The sequence below is a fragment of the Hwangdonia lutea genome, from assembly GCF_032814565.1.
Classification (GTDB): domain Bacteria; phylum Bacteroidota; class Bacteroidia; order Flavobacteriales; family Flavobacteriaceae; genus Hwangdonia; species Hwangdonia lutea.
On record NZ_CP136521.1, the window covers coordinates 68818 to 92914 of the forward strand.

A 24097-nucleotide genomic window follows, 5' to 3' on the forward strand; every position below is an offset into this window, starting at 1 on the left:
AGGTAAAATAGCGATGTTTCGTATTAACATTTTACTAAACTCAAATTCATGGAATTGATATCAAAACAACACAAATGAAAATTCTCGTTACAGGAGCAACCGGTTATATTGGAAAACGGCTTATACCATTGTTAATCAATGAAGGGCACCAAGTTATTTGTTGCGTAAGAGACAAACTTCGTACCGACGAAAGTTATAAAAACGAAGCGCAAATAGAAATTGTTGAAGCCGATTTTTTAAAGCCTGAAACACTCAAAACCATTCCTAAAGATATTGATGTGGCTTATTATTTAATCCACTCGATGTCCAATTCTTCCAAAGATTTTGAATCGCTTGAAGAAAAATGTGCCAAAAATTTTAAAACCATTTTAGAAACCACGAAAGTAAAACAGGTGATTTATTTAAGTGGCATAACCAATGAAGAAGAACTCTCGAAACATTTGCGTTCTAGACAAAACGTTGAACAGGTTCTAGCATCAAACCACTACGCCACAACCATTTTTAAGGCAGGAATAATTGTGGGTTCAGGAAGCTCGTCTTTTGAAATTATTCGAGATTTGGTTGAGAAACTTCCTTTTATGATAGCTCCAAAATGGCTAAACACCAAAACCCAACCATTGGCGGTTCGCGATGTATTGGCTTTTTTAAGTAATGCTGTGGGACAAACGAAACTATACAACAAAACCTACGATGTTTTTGGCCCTGAAATTTTAACTTATAAGCAGCTACTGCTTCAGTTTGCCGAAGTTCGAAATCTAAAACGATACATTTTAACGGTTCCGGTAATGACACCAAAGTTATCCTCGTATTGGTTGTATTTTGTCACATCAACCTCTTATAAATTAGCCACCTCGTTGGTAGACAGTATGGGGGTTCAAATTATTGGAAAACCCAGTAATATCAATGAAATATTAAAGGTTAATCCTTTGACTTATAAGCAAGCGGTTTCACTGGCATTCGAAAAAATTGAGCAAAATAGTATCATTTCCAGTTGGAAGGACTCCATGGTAAGCAGCGGCAGATTGCGGAACAATTTGCATAAATACGTTAATGTGCCCAAGTATGGCTGCTTTAAAGATTATAAAGAACGTCCCGTAAAGAATCCCGAAAAAACCATAGATAAAATTTGGGCCATTGGTGGTAAAAATGGGTGGTATTATGGCTCGTTTTTATGGCGCATTCGAGGTTATATTGATAAAGCTTTTGGTGGTATCGGGTTACGCAGGGGCCGTACAAACCCCACCGAAATACATGCGGGCGACGCCCTAGATTTTTGGCGGGTTATTTTTGCTGATAAGCCTCAACAAAAATTATTGCTTTACGCCGAAATGCGATTACCCGGTGAAGCATGGTTGGAGTTTAAAATTGAAGACCATATTTTAAAACAAACCGCCACGTTTAGACCCCGTGGTATTTGGGGGCGATTGTATTGGTATAGCGTACTTCCGTTTCACGGATTTATTTTTAAAGGCATGATAAATAAGCTCTCTGAAGCATAATAAGTTTTTCTTATAGCTTAATAAATATTTCTGTTTAATTTTTAAAAAAATACGTTAAACGTTTTTTTATATTTGTAATATATCGTTAAAACTGGTTGAAATATGCCATACTATTTTAACAATTAAACAATTTAAAGACAAGAATTATGGATTTAATCAATAGAGCACTAGAGTTTGAACAACGTAAAATGAGATCGCTATCAACGAGCGATAGAGTTAAAATTTCAAGAGAAGCAAAAGCGTTAATTTTAGACTTAAACCAAGTATATAAAATAAAGAAGGACGAAAAAATCATGGACATCATGAAACGCTTAACGGCTATTAAACGAAAAGTAGAAAAGCGCTTAAAAGGAGCGCCATTAACCGCCTAATTTTTTAATCATTAATGATTTTAGAAACCGTTTTGAGTAAAAAATATTAAATTTTAGATAATATTTCTCTCTAAAAATCAGAAATGACTCAGATTTTATTATATTGTCGAATTGTGAAATTCTATCACAATTTCACACCTATATAATTCAAGATAAAAGATTAAAAAATATGGAGATTATTGATAAAGCTTTAGAGTTCGAGCAACGCAAACACACTTTTAAAACTACCAGTGAGCGTATTGAATCGTCTAGAGAGGTTAAAGATTTAATATTAAGTTTAAACGCCGTTTATAAAGAAAATAAAGATCCTGAAATAATGGATTTAATGAAACGCCTAACGGTTATTAAACAAAAAATCGAAAAAAGGCTCAAGGGCAGGCCATAAAACAAAAGATGCCCTGAAACCATTATGAAAACAATTATTGTTATAGGTGGAAGTAAGGGCATTGGAAATGCCATTATAAACACATTAGTCAACTCCAGTAAAGTCGTAAACATTAGCAGAACCGCTCCAAACTTCGAGCATGCTAATTTAGCCCACCACACCTGCGACATCACAACAGATAATTTACCAGAAATTCAACATGCCGACGGCCTTATATATTGCCCCGGAAGCAACAATTTAAAACCCATTTCGCGCCTTAGCATTACCGATTTTAAAAACGATTTTGAAATCAATGTTTTGGGTGCCGTAAAATCCATTCAACATTTTTTACCCATCCTAAAAAAAGGCAACAAACCCGCTATTCTGCTTTTTAGTACTGTGGCGGCAAAATTGGGCATGCCGTTTCATGCGAGTATTGCCACCGCAAAATCTGGGGTTGAAGGTTTGGTAAAATCGTTAGGCGCAGAACTCGCACCAACTATTCGCATTAACGCCATTGCGCCAACTGTCACTAATACGCAACTCGCCTCCAAACTATTGCGAAACGAAAAAATGGTTGATAATATTACGGAAAGACATCCGCTTAAAAAGTTTTTAAACCCTGAAGAGGTCGCAGATATGGCAGCTTTTTTAATGTCGGATAAAGCAGCTTCGTTGTCCGGACAGACTTTTCAAATGGATTGTGGTATTGTAAGTTTTAAAATATAGCTATGAATCTACTTAAAGCCATTAAATCAACTTTATTTTCAAATGAAAACAACCATAAAAAAATGAATATTAATTCTATTTATAATATTGAAATAAATGCTCTTGATGGCGAGCCCATAAATCTTTCAAAATTTAAAGGCAAACACATACTTTTCGTAAATGTAGCTTCAGAATGTGGGTTTACACCGCAATACAAAACCTTGCAAGAACTGCACGAAACATACAAAAGCAACCTACAAGTTATCGGGGTACCTTGTAATCAGTTTGGGAATCAAGAACCCGGAAATGCCGAAAGTATAAAATCGTTTTGCGAAAAAAATTACGGTGTTACTTTTTTAATCACTGAAAAAATCGATGTAAAAGGCAACAATCAGCATCCGTTATATTCTTGGTTAACTCAAAAAGTGAACAACGGCCGTTTAAATTCTTCTGTAAAATGGAATTTTCAAAAGTATTTAATCGATACCCAAGGTAATTTAGTGGATTACTATTTTTCCAACACGAATCCGTTGAGTTCAAAAATAACAAAACACCTAAAAATATAGCTATGTTCGGATTATTTAAAAAGAAAACCGAAGTTGAAAAACTTCAAAAAACATTCAAAAAACTCATGAAAGAATGGCACACGTTGTCAAGTTTAAATCGCGCTGAAAGTGATAAGAAATTTGAAGAAGCCGAAGCCATTGCCAAACAAATTGAAATTTTAAAAAATGAAACTGTTTAAATATATCAACCTCTTTTTAATTATCAATTTTGCGGCGTTGGCCATAGGGAGTTGGCTTATGGACAATGGCCCGCAAACCAGTTGGTACACCTCTTTAAACAAAGCACCTTGGACGCCACCCGGTTGGGTATTTGGAGCCGCCTGGACCACCATAATGGTTTGCTTTTCCATCTATATGGCGTTTCTTTATAAACTGTTGGCATCGCCAAAAGTCATTATACTTTTCAGTATTCAATTTGCTTTAAACGTTGTTTGGAATTACGTCTTTTTCAATCAGCATTTGGTTGCTTTAGGCTTAGCCGTTATTCTTGCATTAACTTTAGTAGTAGCCTTTTTTTTATTGTCATTCAGAAAAGAATTGAAATTAAAAAGTGTATTAATACTCCCCTATTTTATATGGCTTTGTATAGCCACCTCACTTAACGCTTACATTCTCTTTTACAATTAATTAGATGAAAATTTACAGACTTCATAAAAAACAGAATTTACCCATTAGCGTAGACGAGGCATGGGAATTTCTGTCTAACCCAAAAAACCTAAAAACCATAACCCCCGATTATATGGGTTTTAACATACTTTCTGGGGCTGACAGACCCATGTTTGCGGGCCAGATTATCCAATATATTGTCACCCCAGTTTTGGGCATAAAAACAAAGTGGGTTACTGAAATTACCCATAGCGTTAACAAAGAATATTTTGTTGACGAGCAACGTTTTGGGCCTTATGCTCTTTGGCACCATAAGCATTTTATAAAGGAAATTGAAGGCGGTATTGAAATGGAAGACATTATCGATTATAAATTACCTTTCGGTATTCTTGGGCAACTGGTTCACCCTATTTTGGTAAAACCGAAATTAGAGGAAATTTTTAATTACAGAACAAAAAAGTTAGAAGCATTATTTGGCAAATATTAATTTAATTTGTCAGTTCGAGTGTTCCGATTTTAAAATCGGGATGTATCGAGAACAATATATCGATGCGGTTTTTTTAAAATCACTCGATGTGATAATAGCATTAAAATGAAAAAAACAATAAACATATTTTGGTTTCGCCGCGATTTAAGGCTGGATGACAACCACGGGTTCTATGAAGCTTTAAAAGGAAATCACCCCGTACTTCCCATTTTTATTTTCGACCCCGAAATATTAGAGAGCTTACCCAAAACCGATGCCCGCGTTACTTTTATTCACGACACACTTCAGGCTTTAAACACCAAACTTAAAAATGAATACGAAAGCGGCATTGCTATGTATCACGGTAAACCGATTGAAATTTTTAAAAACCTTGTTGAAGATTACAACATCGAAACGGTTTATACCAATCACGATTACGAACCCTATGCCAAAACTCGTGATACAGCCATAAAAGCCTTTTTAAATGATAATAACATCGATTTTAAAACCTATAAAGATCAGGTTGTTTTTGAAAAAAACGACGTTGTAAAAAGCGATGGTACACCCTATTTGGTTTACACCCCTTATATGAAACGTTGGAAAGCAACCTTTACAGATAACGACATAAAAGCTTTTGAGTCAGAAACGTTGTTGGACAATTTAGTTTCAAATGAAACACTACCAAAATTAAGTTTAGCCGATATTGGTTTTGAGAAATCAAATCAGCGCATCGAACCCTATCAAGTCAATCCACAATTAATACAAACTTACGAAGACACACGCAACTTCCCCGCGCAAGATAGCACCTCGCGTTTAGGGCCGCATTTGCGTTTTGGTACGGTAAGCATCCGAAAAATGGTTAAAAAAGCCATAGCCGAAACCAACGAGGTGTTTTGGCAGGAATTAATTTGGCGCGAGTTTTTTATGCAAATACTTTGGCATTTTCCGCAAACGCAAACCCAAAGTTTTAAACCCAAATACGACCGCATTGTGTGGCGTAATAACGAAGCTGAATTTAAAGCGTGGTGCGCAGGCAAAACAGGTTATCCTTTTGTTGATGCGGGCATGCGGCAATTAAATAAAACAGGATTTATGCACAATCGCGTTCGTATGTTGGTGGGTAGTTTTTTATGCAAACACTTACTTATTGATTGGCGCTGGGGCGAGGCATATTTTGCCGAAAAACTTCACGACTACGACATGGCAAGCAATATTGGTAACTGGCAATGGGTTGCGGGCTGCGGTGTTGATGCCGCGCCCTATTTCCGGATTTTTAACCCAACCACCCAAATTAAAAAATTTGATAAAAATTTGGAATACATCAAAACCTGGGTGCCCGATTTTCAAGAACTCACTTATCCCAAACCCATTGTAGAGCATAAATTTGCCCGGGAGCGTTGTTTAAAGGCTTATAAAAGTGCTTTGGATTAAGTTTTGAAGCCCTTGATTTTCTAAGAAAAAAATGCTAGTTTCGTTTACTTGTGCTTAACTTATTTAAGTACAGGAAATATAAATCATTAAAAACGAATTCGTATTCTTAAAAGCACCTTGCTCTATTTTCAGAAACGGCTAAACAATGATAAAATTCTTTAGAAAAATTAGACGAAATTTACTTACTGAAGGTAATACTGGAAAGTATCTAAAATATGCAATCGGTGAAATTGTTCTTGTAGTTATTGGAATTTTAATCGCATTAGGTATAAATAACTGGAATGAAAGAAAAAAGGACAGAGATAAGGAAATTGTATACCTAAATCGTTTAACAACCAACTTGAATTCCGACATCAAACTGTATAATTTGATCATCAAAAAAGATTCAGCACTTATAGAAAGCTTAAAAAAATTACAGTCTTTTAATTTCAATATAAGCGACAAAGAAAATAAAAGCACTGAAGCTTTAAACGCTTTAATTACTGGTTATCATTTTACGCCTAATAAAACAACCATAGATAACATAGTTTCATCTGGAAATATCGAAATTATCAGGAGTAATTATCTTTTAGAAGATATTTTTCTTTATTATCGGACCACTGAAGATATTCAAAAAGGAATCGACGAAGCAATATCAAATTATAATAGAAGCATATTTGGACCTTGGCTTATAAAGTTTGAAGCCAAAAGCACCAATGAGAAACAAAAGAATCAACTGCACAACTCTATAAATTTAAAACTTGATTTATTAAATAATCAAATGGAAATATACAATAGCCAAAAAATATTTGCAGCTAGCCTAATAGATAAAATTAGTAATGAGCTTGAAATTAGCAGATGATAAAAGTGCTTTGGATTAAGCTAAAAAATACACCCTCTGTGAAAAGAACCTCTATAAAACAGAACGGTTATTAGTTTAAGAAACTTAGGCTAGCAAACAAGCCCGCGTTAGGGATTGCAGTGAAAATCCTTTTTGTGAGGCACGAGCAAAAAGATTGCAACGGAAAGCCCGACCCGCAGGGTAACGCCCAAAACAAAACCAATTAAGTTAAAGTAAACAATGGCAAAATAGTTAACGAACAGTTTTTTTACACCATGTGATTATTTTCAAAAAAAACAAAAAAGCTTCAAACATATTTTTGAGGCTTTTTTTATGCGCTTATGTGTCGATAAAACATGTTATATTTATATGATAAAAATCAGAAAATATAGTATCTAAAAACCATATTTTTACCATGGTATTATAATTTTTTGATAATTTAAATTTACGCTTTATGAACGATTTACAGATTGCAAAAACCATTACGTTGAAGCCCATTACATCCATTGCCGAAAAATTTGGGGTCGACCCAGAACACATTGACATGTATGGCAAGTATAAAGCTAAATTACCCTTACAAGCCCTTAACAAACAAAACGCGAATAACAGTAATTTAATACTGGTTTCGGCCATTTCGCCCACACCGGCAGGCGAAGGCAAAACAACCATTTCCATCGGGCTATCGGAAGGTTTAAATCGTTTAAATAAAAAAACCACAGTGGTTTTAAGAGAGCCCTCTTTGGGGCCCATTTTTGGCATTAAAGGCGGTGCTACGGGTGGCGGATACTCGCAAGTGCTGCCTATGGAAGATATCAATTTGCATTTTACGGGCGATTTTTCGGCCATCGAAAAGGCTCATAATTTACTATCGGCACTCATTGATAATAACATTCAAAGCAAATCAAACTCCTTATTGATAGACCCCAGAACCATCGGGTGGAAACGTGTTATCGATATGAACGATCGTGCGTTAAGGCACATTATTGTTGGTTTGGGCGGCACCACATCGGGCATACCTCGGGAAACGGGATTTGATATTACCGCAGCTTCTGAAATTATGGCCATTCTTTGTTTGGCTGAAAATTTAACCGACCTAAAAACACGTTTAGGCAACATTTTTATAGGCTACACCTTTAACAAAGAACCCATTTATGCCAAAGATTTAAAAGCCGAAGGCGCGATGGCCACCCTATTAAAAGATGCCATAAAACCCAATTTAGTGCAAACCATTGAGGGCAATCCTGCCATTATTCACGGTGGGCCTTTTGCCAATATCGCCCAAGGCACCAACACCGTAATTGGAACGCTTATGGGCATGTCGCATTCCGATTATACGGTAACCGAAGCCGGTTTTGGTTTCGATTTAGGTGCCGAAAAATTCTTCGATATCAAATGCCAAAGTGCGGGACTTAAACCCAAAGCCGTAGTGCTTACCACCACCATTCGCGCGTTAAAATACCATGGCGGTGCCGATTTAAAATCCTTGACCACACCCAATCTCGATGCGCTTAAAAAAGGCTTGCCGAATTTGGAAAAACACTTGGAAAATATTTCAAAATTTAAGGTGTCGCCCGTTATAGCCATCAATAAATTTACCTCGGATAGCGATGCCGAAATACAATTGATTAAAGACTTTGCAGATACCAAAGGCGTAAAAGTGGCCTTGGCCGATGTTTGGGCCCAAGGTGGCGCAGGCGCTTTGGAGTTGGCGCAATGTGTTATTGATGTGGTAGAAGCCAAAACCTCAAACTTTACGCCGTTATATAGTTGGGAATCCAGCGTTACCGATAAAATAGAAACCATTGCTACCGAAATTTATGGTGCCGAACATGTGGATTACACCACAAAAGCCAAAGCCCATTTAAAGAAAATTGCCAATTTAGGTTTGGACCACTTACCCATTTGTATTGCCAAAACCCAAAAATCCCTGTCCGATAACCCCAAGTTATTAGGGCGCCCCAAAGATTTTATCATTACCGTTAGGGAAATTGAAATTGCCGCAGGTGCCGGTTTTTTAATCCCGATTACGGGCGATATAATGCGCATGCCCGGGTTACCGGCGCATCCGGCGTCTGAAAACATCGATATTAACGATGAGGGCGATATTACGGGCTTGTTTTAGGTAAAAATACGTAGTAGTACGTATTGATTTTCTTATAAAAAAAATTTAACTTCGCTTATCGGTAGATATAAATCATTAAAACCGATTTATATCTTAAAACGTTGTGTGTCATTAAAAACCAACCAAGAAAAGAATGAACTACATATTTAACCAAATAGAAAAAAGAATTAATTTTTTAAAATCGGATTCTCAAGATTCGGAATTAAGAGTTTATTACCAATCTAAATTCGAATTTTCTTTAATCTATGTTTTGGCTTATTTATGGAATAAAAATTGGAGTTCTATAGATATTAATGAAAGAGAATATGTTGTAAACTGTATCCTAAAGCCATCCATAGGAACTATCGTTTCAATTATCAGAAAATTAGATATAGAAAATGAATTTTTTGGCAATAAAAAATTAAAGAAGTTATCAAACTTCATAGATAAATATCCAAACTTTAGAAATGAAAAAATTGGACACGGTTATTCATTTGATGATGACACCGAAGCATATCTTGAGTTCTTCGAAGAATTCTTTGATGAGTTAGAAACAAAAAATTTGAACATTATTTTTGATAACTGTGACATTATCAAGGTCACCAAAAAAGAAGAAAATTTATTTAAGGGTATTTCATATAAACCCGATGGCGTTACTTATTTGGCTTGGTCTTGTCCACAAGAGATATTTGATTTTGAAATTGGAGATATTTATCTCTACACTATAGAGAATAACTATATAAGAATTTCACCTTTCATACTTATCGAAAGTGAATCAGAATTTTATTCTTTTTGTTCAATAGAAGAAAAACTAACAGGTCGCACAAAATATAATAGACTATTAAAAACAGCTCATTTAACGTCTGATGTTTTAGAATTTGAAAGGCTATCATTATCGACTGATAATAGCAAAAGAAAATCTGCTAACGGTACGGTAATTAACCTTTTTGAAAATAATTTCAAGAAGTATATAGACATAGGCATTACAAAAAATATAATTCAGTTTCTTTCTAAAAATCGTTCTTCAGTATTTGCTACTATATGGGGACACGGAGGAGTTGGTAAAACTGCCTCTATTCAGAGAGTATGTGAAATACTTTGTAATCAAGAAAGAAAATTATTTGACTATATAATTTTTCTTTCAGCTAAAGACAGATATTACAATTACTATCAAGGTAAAATAAATCCTATAAATGATGGTATATCATCACTAGAAGACATAATATCTACTGTTAATAGTATTATTTTCAATAATGCAGATTTTGACATTGAACTTGTAAAAAACTACCAAGGAAAGTTATTAATCATAATTGATGATTTTGAAACTTTTACCAAAAATGAAAAGGACAGAATTGTAACTTTCATTAAACAACTTGATATAAATCATCATAAGGTAGTTTTAACAACTCGAGCCGCAACTCTAATCACAGGTGAAGAAATTCAAACAAAGGAACTTGACGAAAATGAAACTATAATATTTTTAAAGGAAGCTGTATATAATGAAATACCTTCTTACAATACTAAACTATTAGATAAGGAATTAAAAAAAGCGGAAATTAAAAAGAAAATATTTCAAATAACTTCTGGTCGTCCATTGTTCATTTTACAGCTTGCAATATTCGCTGCCCAAAAAGGTTCTATTCTTGATGCTCTTAACACAGAAATTAAAACGACAAAAGAGGCTTTAAACTTTCTTTATGATAGAATTTATGATTATCTATCCACTGATGCCAAAAATATGTTTTTGGCTATCAGTTTGCTTGTAGATGAAAATGACCTATCAGGCTTAACAAGTAATTTAAAGTTTATCTTGAGTATGGAGGATAAGGAAGATGAATTCCAAAATTCTCTTAATGAGCTAATAAAACTTAAAATAATTACAGTTCAAGACAAGGATTTTTTCAAAGTATATTCACCTGAAATCTATAAATTAATGAAGCTTTATTACTTAAATAAAGGTTCTGAATTTGATGGAAATATAACCAATAGATTTAATCTAATTAATACAGATAAAGGCTCTTCAACAGAAACGGCTTTATTAGAAAATGCAGATGCTAGTAGACTTATAGAATCTGAAACAGAAATTGAAAATAGATATAGATATATTTTAAACAGGGAAAAAGCACCATATAGTATTAAAAAATTGGCTTTATTAAATTTTGCCTCTTATTTAATTACTCATAAAAATAAATTTGATAAAGCTTTAAAGCTATACCAAGATTATTTTCAAATATTTAGAAAAGACTCTGACTACAATAGGAATTATGCAACCTGTGCTTGGTCTGAAGGAAGTGATGAGTCAAGATATAAAGCAGTTCAAATTATTCAAGATTATTTTACAACTAAACCAAAAATAAATCAAGAAACATATTTGGAATTACTGGGAATATTAATGACTTACAAAAGTATACTCGTTGTATCTGAAAGGGATGAATTAAAAAGTAAGTTAAGATTTAAAGAGATTACTAAAAGTCAATATGATATTCTTTATCGAGAACAAAGAGAAAGATTTAGAGATATTTTTAAATATCCTGGTGGTCATCTTTATAAGGTTATTAAAGAGATTGACCTTATGACCCTTTCTGCTAATTGTAGAAATTATGTTTTAGACGGTCTTACACACTTCATTGAAATTTGTATTCGCACAAATAAAAGAGAAGTTGGAAAGGAAGTGTGTCATAAAGTTATTTCCGAGATGCCTCAAAATTATCAAAATCCATTCATTTATAAACTAAATAAAATTGAATTTATAGAAAGTCCAGAAAAATATGATAATGATATTCAAAAGGTTATGCAGAATAAAACAGTTGGAATATTAGGAGAAAAATTAAAAGAAGCTTTAAGTAAAAAATAACGCCACACAACAATGGCTAAAAGTAATTGCTTGTTCTCGCCTACTTCTGAAAATCCTCGCGGATTTTCAGTTTGGTGTGTACTTGCAAAGTTAAATGCTAAACCACGCAACTACTCATAGCCGAGACCGATAAGCGTAACTCCAAAAATTAAAAATTACATAAAAAACGATACCGCAACAACTAGTTTCCTCTCAGTGGTTTTCAAATAGCATAAACATTCAAAACAAGCACAAAAAACATCAAAACGTAACCCCAATTACTTATTGTTAATCAATTCAAAAATGTTCTTTTTCAAAGTTAAAAACACCTCCGACGATTTGTTTTTAGGGTTCGCATTGTCAAAATAGGTTTCTAAAAGCATTCTGCTGTAATTATTCTGTTCGGCAGTGCCCGAAAAATTGTAAAAGGCCATAGACCAATCGTCCCAAAGCATGTCTTTCGTCGGGGCTTCAATAAGCGTGGTGACATCAAAATGCCTGTTGTCGGCTTTTATGCTGTCGTACAAATCCAAAATAGCCGCTTTGGCGCCTTCAATAATTTGAATAAACTGATTGTTACTGTAAATAATGCAACCGGTAATGCCCTGCTTTTTATTGTGCTGTTTTGCTTTTAAGAGCATATAATCGATGTCCTTTTGAGAAAAATGAGATTCAGCAGTCGACCGGTAAATTACAGAATAATACATATGTTGTTTAACTAGCAATGGCTTTATTTATTAACTGTGGATTGGTAACACATTGAGAGGGCAACACCCCAAAATATCTTTTAAATATCTTGGAAAAATAACTTCGGCTGCTAAAGCCTACACTGTATACCAATTCTGAAACATTAAAATCGGTTTCGTAAATAAGTTGTGCGGCTTTGTCTAATCGCTTTTCGGTTACATACACATTCACACTTTTATTAAATAGGTATTTAAAGCCTTTTTGCAGCTTATCTGGGGAAAGGCCAGAAATTTTTTGTAGGCGCGCCACGCTTAGGTTTTCGCTTAAATTATTAGAAATAAAATTAACGGTGGCCAGGATTTGATCGATTTCAAACTGGCGGATGGGCGCATCTTTATACTTCCCTGTAACGCCTTTATCGTGCCTATCTATTTGCGATGCCAGCGTATTAATAATGGCTGCTTCTTTAAACAATATTTCGGACGACGAATCGAAGGAATACTTTAAAACCTCACTGACGAAATTGGACGTTCGGAAACAAATCCTTCCCGAATAACGGTAATCTTCTTCTTTTAAATAGGTGTCGGATAAAATTCTAAACGCTAATTTACGCAAACCAAAATCATCTTTACTTCCTATTTTATTAAAATCGGGTTTATACGAAATCAGGGTCATTTTTATAGGTGTGTGCGCCCCGAATTTAATGGTGCTCGACGATTTTTTATTCCGACTTACAATAAAATTTTGCCTGAAATTAATTTGCTCGTAACTATATGCATTGAATTTATGGTATGCCGAACCCTCTAAACAAAAGATAAAATCGATACTTCGAAGCGGTGCTTTTTTGAAATGCCACTCTAAATCCTGTTTAAGTACAAAATCGAAAATATAAACTGAAATTTCCTTGGAAAGTTTGGTGGCTGTTATTAAGCCTTCGCCATAAGACGGATTTACATGAGTGCTGCAAAAACCCTCTGCCCTATTTATTTTCTCACCCAAGCACTGTGACAGATGGTTAATATCCTCAAAACAGTCAACTCCAGATGATTTTATCGTATTCATAATGGTTAATTAATGCACTATTAATTTATTTACACTATGAGAGACTTTAGGGTTTTCTAAATATAGAAAAAAATAAGGAATTTTATTATTTATCCGAAATTAAGGATAATAAATGATGTAAATAACTACTGTACCCGCTCAATATGCGCACCAATAGCGCGTAAACGCTCGTCGATGTTTTCGTAGCCACGGTCAATCTGCTCAATATTCATAATGGTTGACGTCCCTTTTGCCGATAAGGCAGCAATTAATAAGGACACGCCCGCACGAATATCTGGCGAAGTCATGGTGGTGGCTTTTAAGGTCGATTTAAAATCGTGACCAATAACGGTGGCACGATGCGGATCGCACAAAATGATTTTTGCGCCCATATCAATCAACTTATCCACAAAAAACAAACGGCTTTCAAACATTTTTTGGTGTACCAAAACACTGCCTCGGGCTTGTGTGGCAACGACTAAAATAATACTCAATAAATCTGGTGTAAACCCAGGCCACGGTGCATCGGAAATGGTTAAAATAGAACCATCGATAAAATTTTGAATTTCGTAACCATCGGTATGCGCCGGAATATGGATGTTATCGCCTTGTTTTTCAACGGTAATGCCCAATTTTCTAAACACGTTTGGAATTACGCCTAAATCGTCCCAACTAACATTGGTAATGGTGAGTTCGCTTTTGGTCATGGCCGCTAAACCAATCCAACTTCCAATTTCAATCATATCCGGAAGCATGGTATGTTCGGTGCCGCCTAAACTGTCAACACCATCAATAATAAGCATGTTGGACCCTACGCCACTAATTTTTGCGCCCATGCGATTCAGCATTTTACACAATTGCTGTAAATAGGGTTCGCAGGCAGCATTGTAAACGGTGGTTTGTCCTTCGGCCAAAACGGCTGCCATTAAAATATTGGCGGTACCCGTAACCGATGCTTCTTCAAGCAACATGTAAGTGCCTTTTAGTTTATCGGCTTCAACGCCATAAAACTGCTCTTCTTTGCTGTATCTGAATTTGGCACCGAGCTTAATTAGGCCTTCAAAATGGGTGTCTAAACGACGACGACCAATTTTATCGCCACCGGGTTTTGGAATATAGCCTCTACCAAAGCGTGCCAACAATGGGCCCACAATCATTATAGAACCGCGAAGTCCTTTGCCGTCCTCTTTAAACTCTGGAGATTCTAAATATTGTAAATTAACGGTATCGGCTTGAAAGGTATAAGTACCTTTACTTAGCTTTTCGATTTTAACGCCTAATTTTTTTAATAAACCAATAAGTTTATTAACATCGATAATATCTGGAATATTATGTATGGTAACGCGCTCTGGCGTTAACAGTACCGCACATAGAATTTGTAAGGCTTCGTTTTTTGCTCCCTGTGGCTGTATACTTCCTTTTAATTGGTGGCCACCTTCAATTTTAAATGTTCCCATAAATGCGCTTAATAACGTTTTCTCTGGCGGTTAGAACTTTTTTTGTGTCCTTTTTTACCAGAATATTTGCTTTTGGAACGCATTAAACTCGAAGCATCCGAAAGGTCTTCTTCTGAATTTTTAAGGTTTATTTTCCCACCGGAAAGTTCGTAGAGATGGTCGTAAATTACGGCATCTTCAACGGTGTCTTTATTCCAATTTAAAAAACACTTTTTCATGTGGTTGGCAATGGTATAAACCAAAGCTTCTTTAAGCTCGCCTGCTTCCCATGTATTGGCAACGTCAATCATGGTTTTAATATTGTTTCCGTAAAAACGGTATTTAGGAAAGTTTTGCGGGTATTTTAAAGGTTCTGGACCTTCCTCAAAAAGTTCTTTTGTAGGTTTAGGAAAGGGTGAATCGGCATCCAACTCAAAATTAGACATGATAAAAAGTTGGTCCCATAATTTATGCTGAAAATCTGGAACGTCTCTTAAATGTGGTTGCATATTTCCCATTACGGAAATTATGGCTTTGGCTAATTTATTGCGTTCTTCTTTGGTTTCCCTGGTTTTTGCGTGGTTAATCATTTTTTGCAAATGACGCCCATATTCGGGAATGATTAAATGCTCACGCTCTGTGTTGTACTCTAATTCGTCTATCAAAATAAATGTGTAGATTTTATAATTTGGCAAGTAGTTGCTATGCCTGCGCAAAATACAAAAAAAAATAAGAGACTGTTTAAAAATATCTCTCTTATTTTTAAACCGTCTTTAAAGGCTTATAACGCCTTCTACTTTTTCAGCAACTTCTTTATATTTTTTAATAACGGCATCGGGGTTGTGCATACGCAAATTAACCGATATGCTTGTGTATTTACCGTTTTTTGACGCCGTTGTTTTTATAACAGCGCCCATATTGTCAAAAATAGCTTCAACTTCAGCAATCTTTTTTAAATCTGATTTAACAATAAATTTATATAAATATGCGGTCGGCCAAAGCGCTGTATCTTGCAATTGGCTTTTCAATTTTTTGTAAAATTCTTCCGAATTTGTAGGTGTGCTCATAATATTATTTAATAAGTTGCAAAGATACTGTTTATTTACATTTTTTTTATAAGCGTTAAATTCCGATTTTTACGGCATAAATCTTACCCATTTGAATACAAAAAGAATAGTTATTACCGGTGGTCCGGGTACAGGGAAATCCAGTATTATTAATGCATTGGCGGATAGAGGTTATTTGTGCTTTGAAGAAATTTCGCGTCAAGTTACTTTAGATGCCAAAAAAGAAGGTATCGACCAACTGTTTTTAACCAACCCCTTGTTGTTTAGCGAATTGCTTTTAAGAGGCAGGGAACAGCAATACAACGACACCAAAAACCTAAATACCGAGGTTGTGTTTTTAGATCGGGGTGTGCCCGATGTTTTGGCATACATGGATTTTATTGGCGATTCGTATCCGCCCTATTTTACTGAAGTGTGCAAAGATTGTTATTACGACATGGTATTTATCTTAAAGCCTTGGCAGGAAATTTATGTGAGTGATAACGAGCGTTATGAAAGTTTTGAGGAAGCTTTACAAATTCACGAACATTTACAAAACACCTATCAATCGTTTCAATATAAATTGATTGACGTGCCTTTTGATATTGTGGAAAAAAGGGTCGACTTTATACTTAACACCCTTGGTATGTAACTATGGAACATCCCATAAACATATTGGAGCGCTATTGGAAATTCACTTCGTTTAAACCCAACCAAGAGGCTATTATCAACGCGGTTTTAAATGGTGAAGACACCTTTGCACTGTTGCCCACGGGTGGCGGAAAATCGTTGTGTTTTCAAATTCCAGCCTTAGCAAAAAAGGGGATTTGTATTGTTATTTCGCCCTTAATTGCCCTTATGAAAGACCAAGTACAGCAACTTAACAACAAAGGCATTAAGGCCATGGCGCTAACAAGTGGGATTTCTTATAGCCAATTAGACACGCTTTTAGATAATTGCATTTACGGAAATTACAAGTTTTTATACCTCTCGCCCGAACGTTTACAGCAAGAATTGGTACAAGATAGAATCCGGTTAATGCATGTAAATTTAATTGCCGTTGACGAGGCGCATTGCATTTCGCAATGGGGAAGCGATTTTAGGCCCGCTTATAAAAACATTACCCTATTGCGCCAATTACAACCCAGTGTAAACGTTATCGCTTTAACGGCTTCGGCAAAACCAGAAGTGATTGAGGATATTACCAAAGAGCTCGATTTTATAAATCCCAAAATATTTAAACAGTCGTTTTACAGGCCCAATTTGGCGTACATGGTTTACCATGAAGAAGATAAATATTACCGCATCGAAACCATTCTAAAAAAGTATAAAGCGTCGTCTATTATTTACGTTAGAAACAGAAAACTAACTTTGGATTTGGCATCGTTTTTAACCTCGAAAAATATTGGGGCAACCTATTACCACGGTGGACTTTCCAATGATGAAAAGGATGCCCACATGGGCGATTGGGTAGCTAATCGCAAACAGGTAATGGTGGCTACAAATGCCTTTGGAATGGGCATTGATAAACCCGATGTTAAAACGGTAATCCATTTGAATTTGCCCGAAAGTATTGAAAGTTATTTTCAAGAGGCGGGTCGCGTTGGGAGAAATGGCGACAAGGCTTTTGCTGTAATTTTAAAAAATAATAGCGATGCTGTTTTGGTAAAAAACCAGTTTTTAAAAGTGTTGCCAGCAGTAGATTTTGTAAAACAGGTGTACCGAAAACTGTGCAGTTATTTCCAGATTTCTTATGGCGAAGGCGAATATGTAACCAACGATTTCGATTTTAATACCTTTTGCAAAACCTATAATTTCAGCTCTATTTTATGCTATAATGCCCTGTTGATTTTAGACAGAAATAGTGTAATTACCTTATCGAAACAATTTAAAAACAAGGTAACGGTGCAATTTATTATTTCCAGTGGGGCGCTATTTAATTATCTGGAAACGCACCAGGAATTTAATATTATAGTAAAGTCGATACTGAGAATGTACGGTGGCATTTTCGACCACGTTACTAAAATTGATTTAAAGCGTATCGCTGAAAAGGCTTCGGTAACAGAATCTAAATTAATTGATGTTTTGCACGAGTTGGAAAGCCGTGAAATCATCACGCTTAATTTGGCAAAAACCGATGCGCAGATTACCTTTATACAACCGCGCGAAGATGATAAAACCATCAATCGCATCGCTTCTATTATCGAGCAACAAAACAAATTAAAACAGCAGCAAGTTAAAAGTATGCTCGATTATGTTGAAAACGATACGGTTTGCAAAAGCATGCAGCTCCTCGCCTATTTTGGTGAAAAAGACGTGAAACCTTGTGGCATTTGTTCGGTTTGTGTGGCAAACAAAAAAGAGAAAGCCCCTCAAGATTTAAAATCTTTGAAAAATAGTATTATTGAGTTATTAAAGACTGGTGAGTTATCATCACGTCAAATTCATACAACCATTGAAGCTTCAGAAAAAGACATTAAAACGGTTTTGAAATTGCTATTAGAGCACAATATGATTACAATAACACCAACTAATACGTATACATTAATCCGTACATAAAATGAGGTTATTTATTGTGATGCTTGACTATCTAAGAAAATTCAGCTAATTTCGTTTAACGGCGGATATAAAACATTAAAACGATTTTTATATCAGTTGAGCATTAGCATTAGCATTAGCATTAGCATTAGCATTAGCATTAATTTAAATGAAAGAAATCCTGAAACCAATAATCCGTCCAATTTTCTTTGGATTTTTATTTTACTTGTTCATCCTTTTAGGATATAATGCTGATTTCATTTCTAATGACTCAATTCGGACTTGGACTGCAATAATAGCTGGAATTTTATTCATGTATTTAATTGTTTATGCTGCAATTAATAAAAAAGAAAGTTTTGTAATTAACGCTATCGGATTTTATATCACGCATATTTTATTTAGTATTGGAATGCCTATATTTCTAATCATTAATCAAGTTTTTTTCACTGACCATAATAAAAGCGAACCAAAGTCCTTAATAGAAAGAGATAAAATCGAATTTGTTTCTAGTCCAATAGATTGTAATAAAATAAAATATGGGACTTTCCTAAATGGAATTGATACTATTATTCGATATTCGGAAAACAACAAAGATTATGAACTAGTTAAAGTTGTTGGATTTGAGGACAAACTCAATCGGATTAAATGGTTAGACAGTTGTTCTTATGTTAGGGTTATAAATAAAGGTTCAGTTACAAAACATATAAGATTAGGAAATATAAAAGACGGAGAACATCAAATGTATGAGAAACCTGCAATAGCACATAAAATGTCGGAGGAAAACATAAAAACATTAACGGAATTAAAAAACTAATGCCAACAAAGCATCCTATAATTTATTGCTAGTTCTAGCCTACTTACGACAATCCCCGCGGATTTTCTATTAGGATTGTATTTGCTGAATCAGGTGCTTAAAACACGCAACGAAATCATACATAAAACCGTTAAACGAACCTCTCCAAAAATAAAATATGCTATTAAAAAAAAAACAGAAGTTAGCAAATACACGCGTTAGGGATAGCAATGGAAATCCTTTTTGTGAGGCACGAGCAAAAAGATTGTAATGGATAGCCCGACCCGCAGGGGAACGCCCAAATTTTAAATATAAATGAAAATGAAAGACTTAAGAATTGTTTTTATGGGCACGCCAGATTTTGCCGTGGCGACTTTAAAAACATTGGTAGAAAACAACTATACTATTGTTGGCGTTATTACGGCGCCCGACAGACCTGCTGGCCGTGGACGAAAACTCAACGAAAGTGCGGTAAAGCAATATGCAAATTCTGTGGGCTTAAACATTTTGCAGCCCACAAATTTAAAAAACGAGAATTTTTTAGATGAGCTGAAAGCCTTAAAAGCCAACCTAAACATAGTTGTTGCTTTTAGGATGTTACCCAAAGCGGTGTGGCAAATGCCCGAATACGGCACCTTTAATTTACACGCTTCGTTACTGCCAAATTACCGCGGTGCCGCACCCATTAATTGGGCTATTATAAATGGAGAAACCAAAACCGGCGTTTCAACATTTTTTATTGATGAGAAAATTGATACCGGTGAAATGATTCTTCAGGAAGAAGTGGCGATTGATTCTAGTGAAAACGCTGGCAGTTTACACGACAAATTGATGGCAGTGGGCAGTCAACTGGTTTTAAAAACCGTTGATTTAATTGAAAAGGGCGATGTAAAAACGGTTCCTCAAGTGGATAACGATGCTATAAAAACAGCCCATAAACTAAATAAGGACAATTGTAAAATTGATTGGTTTGATACTTTGGATAATATTTATAATCATATTCGTGGGTTGAGTCCGTATCCGGCTGCATGGTGTACTTTAATAAATGGTGAGGAAACCTTGGACATTAAAATTTATAAAGCCGAAAAAGAAAAAACAGCCCATGCCTTAGAAATAGGAACTGTGGTTTCCAACAAAAAAGAAGTAAAAGTTGCTGTTACAGACGGTTACCTTATTATAATGGAAATTAAGCTTCCGGGTAAGCGTACAATGGACATAAAATCGCTTTTAAACGGGTATGCTTTTCAGGGCGATGCTAAAGTGCTCTAAACCCTCATTCTCACTCATATTTTAAAAACATCGACAAAACGCATTGTCTTTATTAACAAAAGTATTAAGTTATCAACAAAAGCGGGTATTTCCCTTGCTATTACTTGCATGGTAGTATAATCCGTATAAATTTGTAAAGGATTTAACAAAAATGTTTAATCAATTTATTAATAATTAAATTTTATATTATGAACAAAACAGATTTAATCGATGCCATGGCAGAACACGCAGGAATTACTAAAGCAGCTGCAAAGAAAGCTTTAGAATGCGCAATTATTGAAATTGAAGGAGCTTTACAAAAAGGCAACAGAGTTTCTTTAGTAGGATTCGGATCTTGGTCAGTTTCTAAAAGAGCTGCAAGAGAGGGAAGAAATCCTCAAACAGGAGAGACTATCAAAATAAAAGCTAAAAACGTTGTAAAGTTTAAAGCTGGATCTGATTTATCAAATGCAGTAAACTAATATTTAGCAAAATATATTCTCTAAATGCCTTCGTAATTGAAGGCATTTTTTGTTGAATATGGTAAAACAGTTGCATTTTAAATAAAAAAATATTAGCTTTAATTGATAAATTCCTCGACAGTATGATTACAACTAAACCCAAAAAAGGTGATTTGTTAATCGCAGAACCTGCAATAATAGGAGATGTTTCTTTTAATCGCTCCATAGTTTTATTGGCAGATCACTCGCATGAGGGCTCTATAGGTTTTATACTGAATAAGCCGTTAGAGTACACTATCAGTGATTTGGTACCGGATGTTGAGGCCGATTTTAAAGTTTACAATGGCGGTCCGGTAGAGCAAGACAATCTATATTTTATTCATAAAGTCCCGAATTTAATTCCTGAGAGTATTGAGATTTCTTTGGGTATTTACTGGGGTGGCGATTTTAGTAAAGTAGCCGAACTTATTGCAAGTGGCTCTATAAAAGAAGGCGATATTCGTTTTTTTCTTGGATATTCTGGTTGGGAAATCAATCAGTTGGATGAAGAATTAAAAGCCAATTCGTGGGTAGTTACCCATAATATTTACAAAGAGCATATTATTGAAAAAAATTACGAATCGTTTTGGAAGGAAAAAATGCTGGAGTTTGGTGGCGAATACAGCATTTGGTCCAATGCGCCCGAAAACCCAAATTACAATTGATGCCAAATTTTTAAAAACATCAAATTCCAAAAACTAAATCCCAAGTTCAACAAAACAACTCAACTTTAGATAGTTTTAATTCGAGCTGCTCAATCTTATTTTTACATTCAATTTTTGCAATAGCATTTTAGACACTTCGTTTTTAAATGTTTTCTTTCTGTATTTTGTTACGGGCTGAATGCCTACGATAACATTGGTGATAAAAATCTCATCTGCTTTTTGAAGCTCAAATGGCGAAATGGAAGCTTCAACCAATTCGTATTCAGGCATCTTTTTTACAATATCAATAAGTTGTTTGCGCATAACGCCTTTTAAGCAACCATCGGCCATTGGCGGTGTTTTTATCACCTTATCTTTTACCACAAAAACATTTCCGTTTAATGCTTCAATAACATGTTTATTGGTGTTTAAAAGCAAACAGTTGTGCAAATTGTTTTCTTTCGCATAAATACTTCCCACCACATTTATGGCTTTGTTGTTGGTTTTTAAAGTGGATAATAAAGTGGGTGACACATAATAATCCTTAAACAAATCGACTTCGTAAAAATCGTCTTTTAGCACATAAAAGTCATCTGGTACAGCTTGGGTTGTTATAATAAAATCAACTGAATTCTTGTTTGGCAAATACAAGCCACCTTGTTGCCGTTGCACCATTAATTTAACTCGAGCCGATGCTTGTTGCAATTGGTTGGCATCTAATGTTTTTTGAATTTGTTCTTCAAGAAATTCCATAGTAAAATTCATGGGGATTTCCATACGCATTATACGCATTGACGCCATTAACCTAAAATAATGGTCTTCCCAAAAAAGCAGTTTCCCGTAGGATGTTTTAATGGTTTCAAAAAGGGCATCGCCGTAATTAAAACCTCTGCTGTTTATAGATAATTTAGCGTCTGACTCTAGAATTTGCTCGTTAAAATTTATCATAAAAAAATCCCACTTTCGTTTAAATTAAAGTGGGACAAATATAATTGATTTATGTGTTATTTAATTACGCCGAACCCAATACTTGTTTTAAATCTGCAATTTGATTTTCCCATAGCATTTTTGCTTCGTCAACTTCATCTTCATCGGCAAAATCGGTTACCATGAGCGACACATCTTTGGTGATTTCATCAACTTGGATTCTAATTTCGAAATACGAGGTCGTATCATCCTCATCGTTAAGCCATCTGAATTTAATGCGCTCGCCACTTTTTTTGCTTAATAGTTTTGCTTTTTCTTCGCTATCATCCCAAATAAACGTAAATAATTCACCTCTGGAGTTTACATTATCTGAAAACCATTCAGATAAGCCCGATGGCGTAGAAATGTATTGATATAGTAATTGTGGTGATGCGTGTATTGGAAATTCAATTTCAAATTTAATTTTCTCGTCCATAAGTGCTGTAAAATTTATGATGCTCAATATATACATTAATTGATTAGTTTAACAGTAATTTTAATAATATTTTACAGCATTAAAAGTTTGTTGAGAATAATATTGTTTTTATATTTGCAGCCTTAAATTATGGCGAGGTAGCTCAGTTGGTTAGAGCGTCGGATTCATAACCCGGAGGTCGGGGGATCGTGCCCCCCTCTCGCTACAATTCTAACATGTGCCCAAAACAAACGGTTTAGTTCACTCTAAACCGTTTTTTTATGAATACTTTAAAGCAGTTCATTATATTTGAACACGGAAATGAACACGATTTGGAACACGATTTGGCACACAAAAAAGATTTTTCTGATCCCAAAATTTATACGGCTAACGATGATTTATCAAAACGTTGGTATGTGTATTTTTCTTTTAGGAATCCCAAAACGGGAAAGATGACTAGGATGAAAAATATTTATGGTGGTGCAAATAAGTTTAAAACTAAGGAGGAGCGAATCGCTCTATTATCTCGATATCAAAGGAGGCTACTAAAACTCCTTAAAGAAGGATATAACCCTTACCAAAAAAATACCGCGCTTTTTAAATCCAAAATGGATAAAAAAAGTAAAAAAGAAGTTATTGAAGTTAAAGAAAAGCCCAAGCTGCCAGAAAAACAATCCACTCAGGAAATCCAAAACAAAGGGTCAAAAAATAATACTGAAGATTCTAGTTTAAACCTAAAAGAAGCTTTTGATTTTGTTTTAAAATTAAAAGAAAAAACCATTAGCCCAAGGACTTATAAAGATTACTGTTATGCTTCAAGTTCCTTTATTAAATGGATTAACAAGAAGCATCCAGAAATCATTAAAATAAATCAAGTAGATAAAAAAGTGGCGATAGAATTTTTAAACTCCATTTTATTAAATTCAAGCTCGAGAAACCGTAACAACCTCAGACTTATATTAAGTAGTGACCGGTTCTAAAAAAAGCTACATCATTTTAAACATTATGTTCAAAAAAG

Annotated in this window: 26 protein-coding genes and 1 tRNA gene; 20 read left to right on the top strand and 7 right to left on the bottom strand. The window is 34.9% G+C overall.

Features of this window, described 5'->3' with window-relative positions:
* Positions 1-74 precede the first annotated feature (74 nt).
* From RNZ46_RS00340 to RNZ46_RS00395, 12 genes are all read left to right on the top strand, one after another.
* A complete protein-coding gene (locus tag RNZ46_RS00340) occupies positions 75-1499 on the top strand; it encodes an SDR family oxidoreductase (protein WP_316983412.1) in 1425 nt (474 codons plus the stop codon).
* A 146-nt stretch (positions 1500-1645) separates the two neighbouring features.
* Entirely contained in the window at positions 1646-1870 is a 225-nt protein-coding gene (locus RNZ46_RS00345) for a hypothetical protein (protein ID WP_311938975.1), read from the top strand.
* A gap of 169 nt (positions 1871-2039) precedes the next feature.
* Positions 2040-2255, top strand: coding sequence for a hypothetical protein (locus RNZ46_RS00350; protein WP_316983413.1), 216 nt, complete (start codon positions 2040-2042; stop codon positions 2253-2255).
* A gap of 24 nt (positions 2256-2279) precedes the next feature.
* Complete coding sequence (locus tag RNZ46_RS00355; RefSeq protein WP_316983414.1) at positions 2280-2963, top strand: SDR family NAD(P)-dependent oxidoreductase; 684 nt, start codon at positions 2280-2282, stop codon at positions 2961-2963.
* A gap of 2 nt (positions 2964-2965) precedes the next feature.
* Positions 2966-3508, top strand: a complete 543-nt coding sequence (locus tag RNZ46_RS00360; protein ID WP_316983415.1) for a glutathione peroxidase — start codon at positions 2966-2968, stop codon at positions 3506-3508.
* Between the two features lie 2 nt (positions 3509-3510).
* Positions 3511-3687 (top strand): Lacal_2735 family protein, encoded by a 177-nt coding sequence (locus RNZ46_RS00365; RefSeq protein ID WP_316983416.1) that lies wholly within the window; start codon positions 3511-3513, stop codon positions 3685-3687.
* Positions 3674-4135 (top strand): TspO/MBR family protein, encoded by a 462-nt coding sequence (locus RNZ46_RS00370; RefSeq protein ID WP_316983417.1) that lies wholly within the window; start codon positions 3674-3676, stop codon positions 4133-4135. Before RNZ46_RS00365 ends, RNZ46_RS00370 begins: the two co-directional genes overlap by 14 nt.
* A gap of 4 nt (positions 4136-4139) precedes the next feature.
* Positions 4140-4601: an SRPBCC family protein gene (locus RNZ46_RS00375; RefSeq protein ID WP_316983418.1), complete on the top strand. Its 462-nt coding sequence runs from the start codon at positions 4140-4142 to the stop codon at positions 4599-4601.
* A gap of 105 nt (positions 4602-4706) precedes the next feature.
* On the top strand, positions 4707-6011 hold the full coding sequence (locus RNZ46_RS00380; RefSeq protein WP_316983419.1) for a cryptochrome/photolyase family protein: 1305 nt from the start codon (positions 4707-4709) through the stop codon (positions 6009-6011).
* Positions 6012-6156: 145 nt separating this feature from the next.
* Positions 6157-6852 carry a DUF6090 family protein gene (locus tag RNZ46_RS00385; RefSeq protein WP_316983420.1) on the top strand — a complete coding sequence of 232 codons (696 nt, stop codon included), beginning with the start codon at positions 6157-6159 and terminating at the stop codon, positions 6850-6852.
* A 433-nt stretch (positions 6853-7285) separates the two neighbouring features.
* Complete coding sequence (locus RNZ46_RS00390; protein ID WP_316983421.1) at positions 7286-8953, top strand: formate--tetrahydrofolate ligase; 1668 nt, start codon at positions 7286-7288, stop codon at positions 8951-8953.
* Positions 8954-9086: 133 nt separating this feature from the next.
* On the top strand, positions 9087-11786 hold the full coding sequence (locus RNZ46_RS00395; protein ID WP_316983422.1) for an NB-ARC domain-containing protein: 2700 nt from the start codon (positions 9087-9089) through the stop codon (positions 11784-11786).
* Between the two features lie 257 nt (positions 11787-12043).
* On the opposite strand, the gene RNZ46_RS00400 is transcribed toward RNZ46_RS00395, so the two are convergent.
* From RNZ46_RS00400 to RNZ46_RS00420, 5 genes are all read right to left on the bottom strand, one after another.
* A complete protein-coding gene (locus tag RNZ46_RS00400; RefSeq protein ID WP_316983423.1) occupies positions 12044-12472 on the bottom strand; it encodes a BLUF domain-containing protein in 429 nt (142 codons plus the stop codon).
* 7 nt (positions 12473-12479) lie between these two features.
* Positions 12480-13514 (bottom strand): helix-turn-helix domain-containing protein, encoded by a 1035-nt coding sequence (locus tag RNZ46_RS00405; protein ID WP_316983424.1) that lies wholly within the window; start codon positions 13512-13514, stop codon positions 12480-12482.
* A gap of 125 nt (positions 13515-13639) precedes the next feature.
* A complete protein-coding gene (gene murA / locus RNZ46_RS00410; RefSeq protein ID WP_316983425.1) occupies positions 13640-14950 on the bottom strand; it encodes a UDP-N-acetylglucosamine 1-carboxyvinyltransferase in 1311 nt (436 codons plus the stop codon).
* 8 nt (positions 14951-14958) lie between these two features.
* The gene (locus RNZ46_RS00415; RefSeq protein WP_316983426.1) at positions 14959-15594 is read right to left on the bottom strand and encodes a DUF4290 domain-containing protein; all 636 of its coding nucleotides are present in this window, start codon (positions 15592-15594) and stop codon (positions 14959-14961) included.
* Between the two features lie 108 nt (positions 15595-15702).
* Entirely contained in the window at positions 15703-15996 is a 294-nt protein-coding gene (locus RNZ46_RS00420) for a DUF493 family protein (RefSeq protein ID WP_316983427.1), read from the bottom strand.
* A 91-nt stretch (positions 15997-16087) separates the two neighbouring features.
* Here RNZ46_RS00420 and RNZ46_RS00425 point away from each other — a divergent pair, with 91 nt between their 5' ends.
* The 6 genes from RNZ46_RS00425 (at position 16088) to RNZ46_RS00450 (ending at position 21719) form a co-directional block, all read left to right on the top strand.
* Complete coding sequence (locus tag RNZ46_RS00425; RefSeq protein ID WP_316983428.1) at positions 16088-16627, top strand: AAA family ATPase; 540 nt, start codon at positions 16088-16090, stop codon at positions 16625-16627.
* Positions 16628-16629: 2 nt separating this feature from the next.
* Positions 16630-18534: a RecQ family ATP-dependent DNA helicase gene (locus RNZ46_RS00430; protein WP_316983429.1), complete on the top strand. Its 1905-nt coding sequence runs from the start codon at positions 16630-16632 to the stop codon at positions 18532-18534.
* A gap of 148 nt (positions 18535-18682) precedes the next feature.
* Entirely contained in the window at positions 18683-19327 is a 645-nt protein-coding gene (locus RNZ46_RS00435) for a hypothetical protein (RefSeq protein WP_316983430.1), read from the top strand.
* 300 nt (positions 19328-19627) lie between these two features.
* The gene (fmt, locus tag RNZ46_RS00440) at positions 19628-20575 is read left to right on the top strand and encodes a methionyl-tRNA formyltransferase (RefSeq protein WP_316983431.1); all 948 of its coding nucleotides are present in this window, start codon (positions 19628-19630) and stop codon (positions 20573-20575) included.
* Positions 20576-20763: 188 nt separating this feature from the next.
* A complete protein-coding gene (locus RNZ46_RS00445) occupies positions 20764-21036 on the top strand; it encodes an HU family DNA-binding protein (RefSeq protein ID WP_290268080.1) in 273 nt (90 codons plus the stop codon).
* Between the two features lie 122 nt (positions 21037-21158).
* The gene (locus RNZ46_RS00450; RefSeq protein ID WP_316983432.1) at positions 21159-21719 is read left to right on the top strand and encodes a YqgE/AlgH family protein; all 561 of its coding nucleotides are present in this window, start codon (positions 21159-21161) and stop codon (positions 21717-21719) included.
* 75 nt (positions 21720-21794) lie between these two features.
* On the opposite strand, the gene RNZ46_RS00455 is transcribed toward RNZ46_RS00450, so the two are convergent.
* Positions 21795-22646, bottom strand: a complete 852-nt coding sequence (locus tag RNZ46_RS00455; protein ID WP_316983433.1) for an aminotransferase class IV — start codon at positions 22644-22646, stop codon at positions 21795-21797.
* Between the two features lie 64 nt (positions 22647-22710).
* Positions 22711-23100, bottom strand: a complete 390-nt coding sequence (locus RNZ46_RS00460) for an START-like domain-containing protein (RefSeq protein WP_311939016.1) — start codon at positions 23098-23100, stop codon at positions 22711-22713.
* Between the two features lie 131 nt (positions 23101-23231).
* Here RNZ46_RS00460 and RNZ46_RS00465 point away from each other — a divergent pair.
* Together RNZ46_RS00465 and RNZ46_RS00470 are read left to right on the top strand one after the other, a co-directional pair.
* Positions 23232-23305 (top strand) — tRNA-Met (locus tag RNZ46_RS00465).
* A 55-nt stretch (positions 23306-23360) separates the two neighbouring features.
* The gene (locus tag RNZ46_RS00470) at positions 23361-24059 is read left to right on the top strand and encodes a phage integrase N-terminal SAM-like domain-containing protein (protein ID WP_316983434.1); all 699 of its coding nucleotides are present in this window, start codon (positions 23361-23363) and stop codon (positions 24057-24059) included.
* Positions 24060-24097: the final 38 nt, after the last annotated feature.

Bases quoted from the DNA above. Each gene is read 5' to 3' on its own strand.
- RNZ46_RS00340 (WP_316983412.1), top strand. From the start codon at position 75: ATGAAAATTCTCGTTACAGGAGCAACCGGTTATATTGGAAAACGGCTT.
- RNZ46_RS00345 (WP_311938975.1), top strand. From the start codon at position 1,646: ATGGATTTAATCAATAGAGCACTAGAGTTTGAACAACGTAAAATGAGA.
- RNZ46_RS00350 (WP_316983413.1), top strand. From the start codon at position 2,040: ATGGAGATTATTGATAAAGCTTTAGAGTTCGAGCAACGCAAACACACT.
- RNZ46_RS00355 (WP_316983414.1), top strand. From the start codon at position 2,280: ATGAAAACAATTATTGTTATAGGTGGAAGTAAGGGCATTGGAAATGCC.
- RNZ46_RS00360 (WP_316983415.1), top strand. From the start codon at position 2,966: ATGAATCTACTTAAAGCCATTAAATCAACTTTATTTTCAAATGAAAAC.
- RNZ46_RS00365 (WP_316983416.1), top strand. From the start codon at position 3,511: ATGTTCGGATTATTTAAAAAGAAAACCGAAGTTGAAAAACTTCAAAAA.
- RNZ46_RS00370 (WP_316983417.1), top strand. From the start codon at position 3,674: ATGAAACTGTTTAAATATATCAACCTCTTTTTAATTATCAATTTTGCG.
- RNZ46_RS00375 (WP_316983418.1), top strand. From the start codon at position 4,140: ATGAAAATTTACAGACTTCATAAAAAACAGAATTTACCCATTAGCGTA.
- RNZ46_RS00380 (WP_316983419.1), top strand. From the start codon at position 4,707: ATGAAAAAAACAATAAACATATTTTGGTTTCGCCGCGATTTAAGGCTG.
- RNZ46_RS00385 (WP_316983420.1), top strand. From the start codon at position 6,157: ATGATAAAATTCTTTAGAAAAATTAGACGAAATTTACTTACTGAAGGT.
- RNZ46_RS00390 (WP_316983421.1), top strand. From the start codon at position 7,286: ATGAACGATTTACAGATTGCAAAAACCATTACGTTGAAGCCCATTACA.
- RNZ46_RS00395 (WP_316983422.1), top strand. From the start codon at position 9,087: ATGAACTACATATTTAACCAAATAGAAAAAAGAATTAATTTTTTAAAA.
- RNZ46_RS00400 (WP_316983423.1), bottom strand. From the start codon at position 12,472: ATGTATTATTCTGTAATTTACCGGTCGACTGCTGAATCTCATTTTTCT.
- RNZ46_RS00405 (WP_316983424.1), bottom strand. From the start codon at position 13,514: ATGAATACGATAAAATCATCTGGAGTTGACTGTTTTGAGGATATTAAC.
- murA (WP_316983425.1), bottom strand. From the start codon at position 14,950: ATGGGAACATTTAAAATTGAAGGTGGCCACCAATTAAAAGGAAGTATA.
- RNZ46_RS00420 (WP_316983427.1), bottom strand. From the start codon at position 15,996: ATGAGCACACCTACAAATTCGGAAGAATTTTACAAAAAATTGAAAAGC.
- RNZ46_RS00430 (WP_316983429.1), top strand. From the start codon at position 16,630: ATGGAACATCCCATAAACATATTGGAGCGCTATTGGAAATTCACTTCG.
- RNZ46_RS00435 (WP_316983430.1), top strand. From the start codon at position 18,683: ATGAAAGAAATCCTGAAACCAATAATCCGTCCAATTTTCTTTGGATTT.
- fmt (WP_316983431.1), top strand. From the start codon at position 19,628: ATGAAAGACTTAAGAATTGTTTTTATGGGCACGCCAGATTTTGCCGTG.
- RNZ46_RS00445 (WP_290268080.1), top strand. From the start codon at position 20,764: ATGAACAAAACAGATTTAATCGATGCCATGGCAGAACACGCAGGAATT.
- RNZ46_RS00450 (WP_316983432.1), top strand. From the start codon at position 21,159: ATGATTACAACTAAACCCAAAAAAGGTGATTTGTTAATCGCAGAACCT.
- RNZ46_RS00455 (WP_316983433.1), bottom strand. From the start codon at position 22,646: ATGATAAATTTTAACGAGCAAATTCTAGAGTCAGACGCTAAATTATCT.
- RNZ46_RS00460 (WP_311939016.1), bottom strand. From the start codon at position 23,100: ATGGACGAGAAAATTAAATTTGAAATTGAATTTCCAATACACGCATCA.
- RNZ46_RS00470 (WP_316983434.1), top strand. From the start codon at position 23,361: ATGAATACTTTAAAGCAGTTCATTATATTTGAACACGGAAATGAACAC.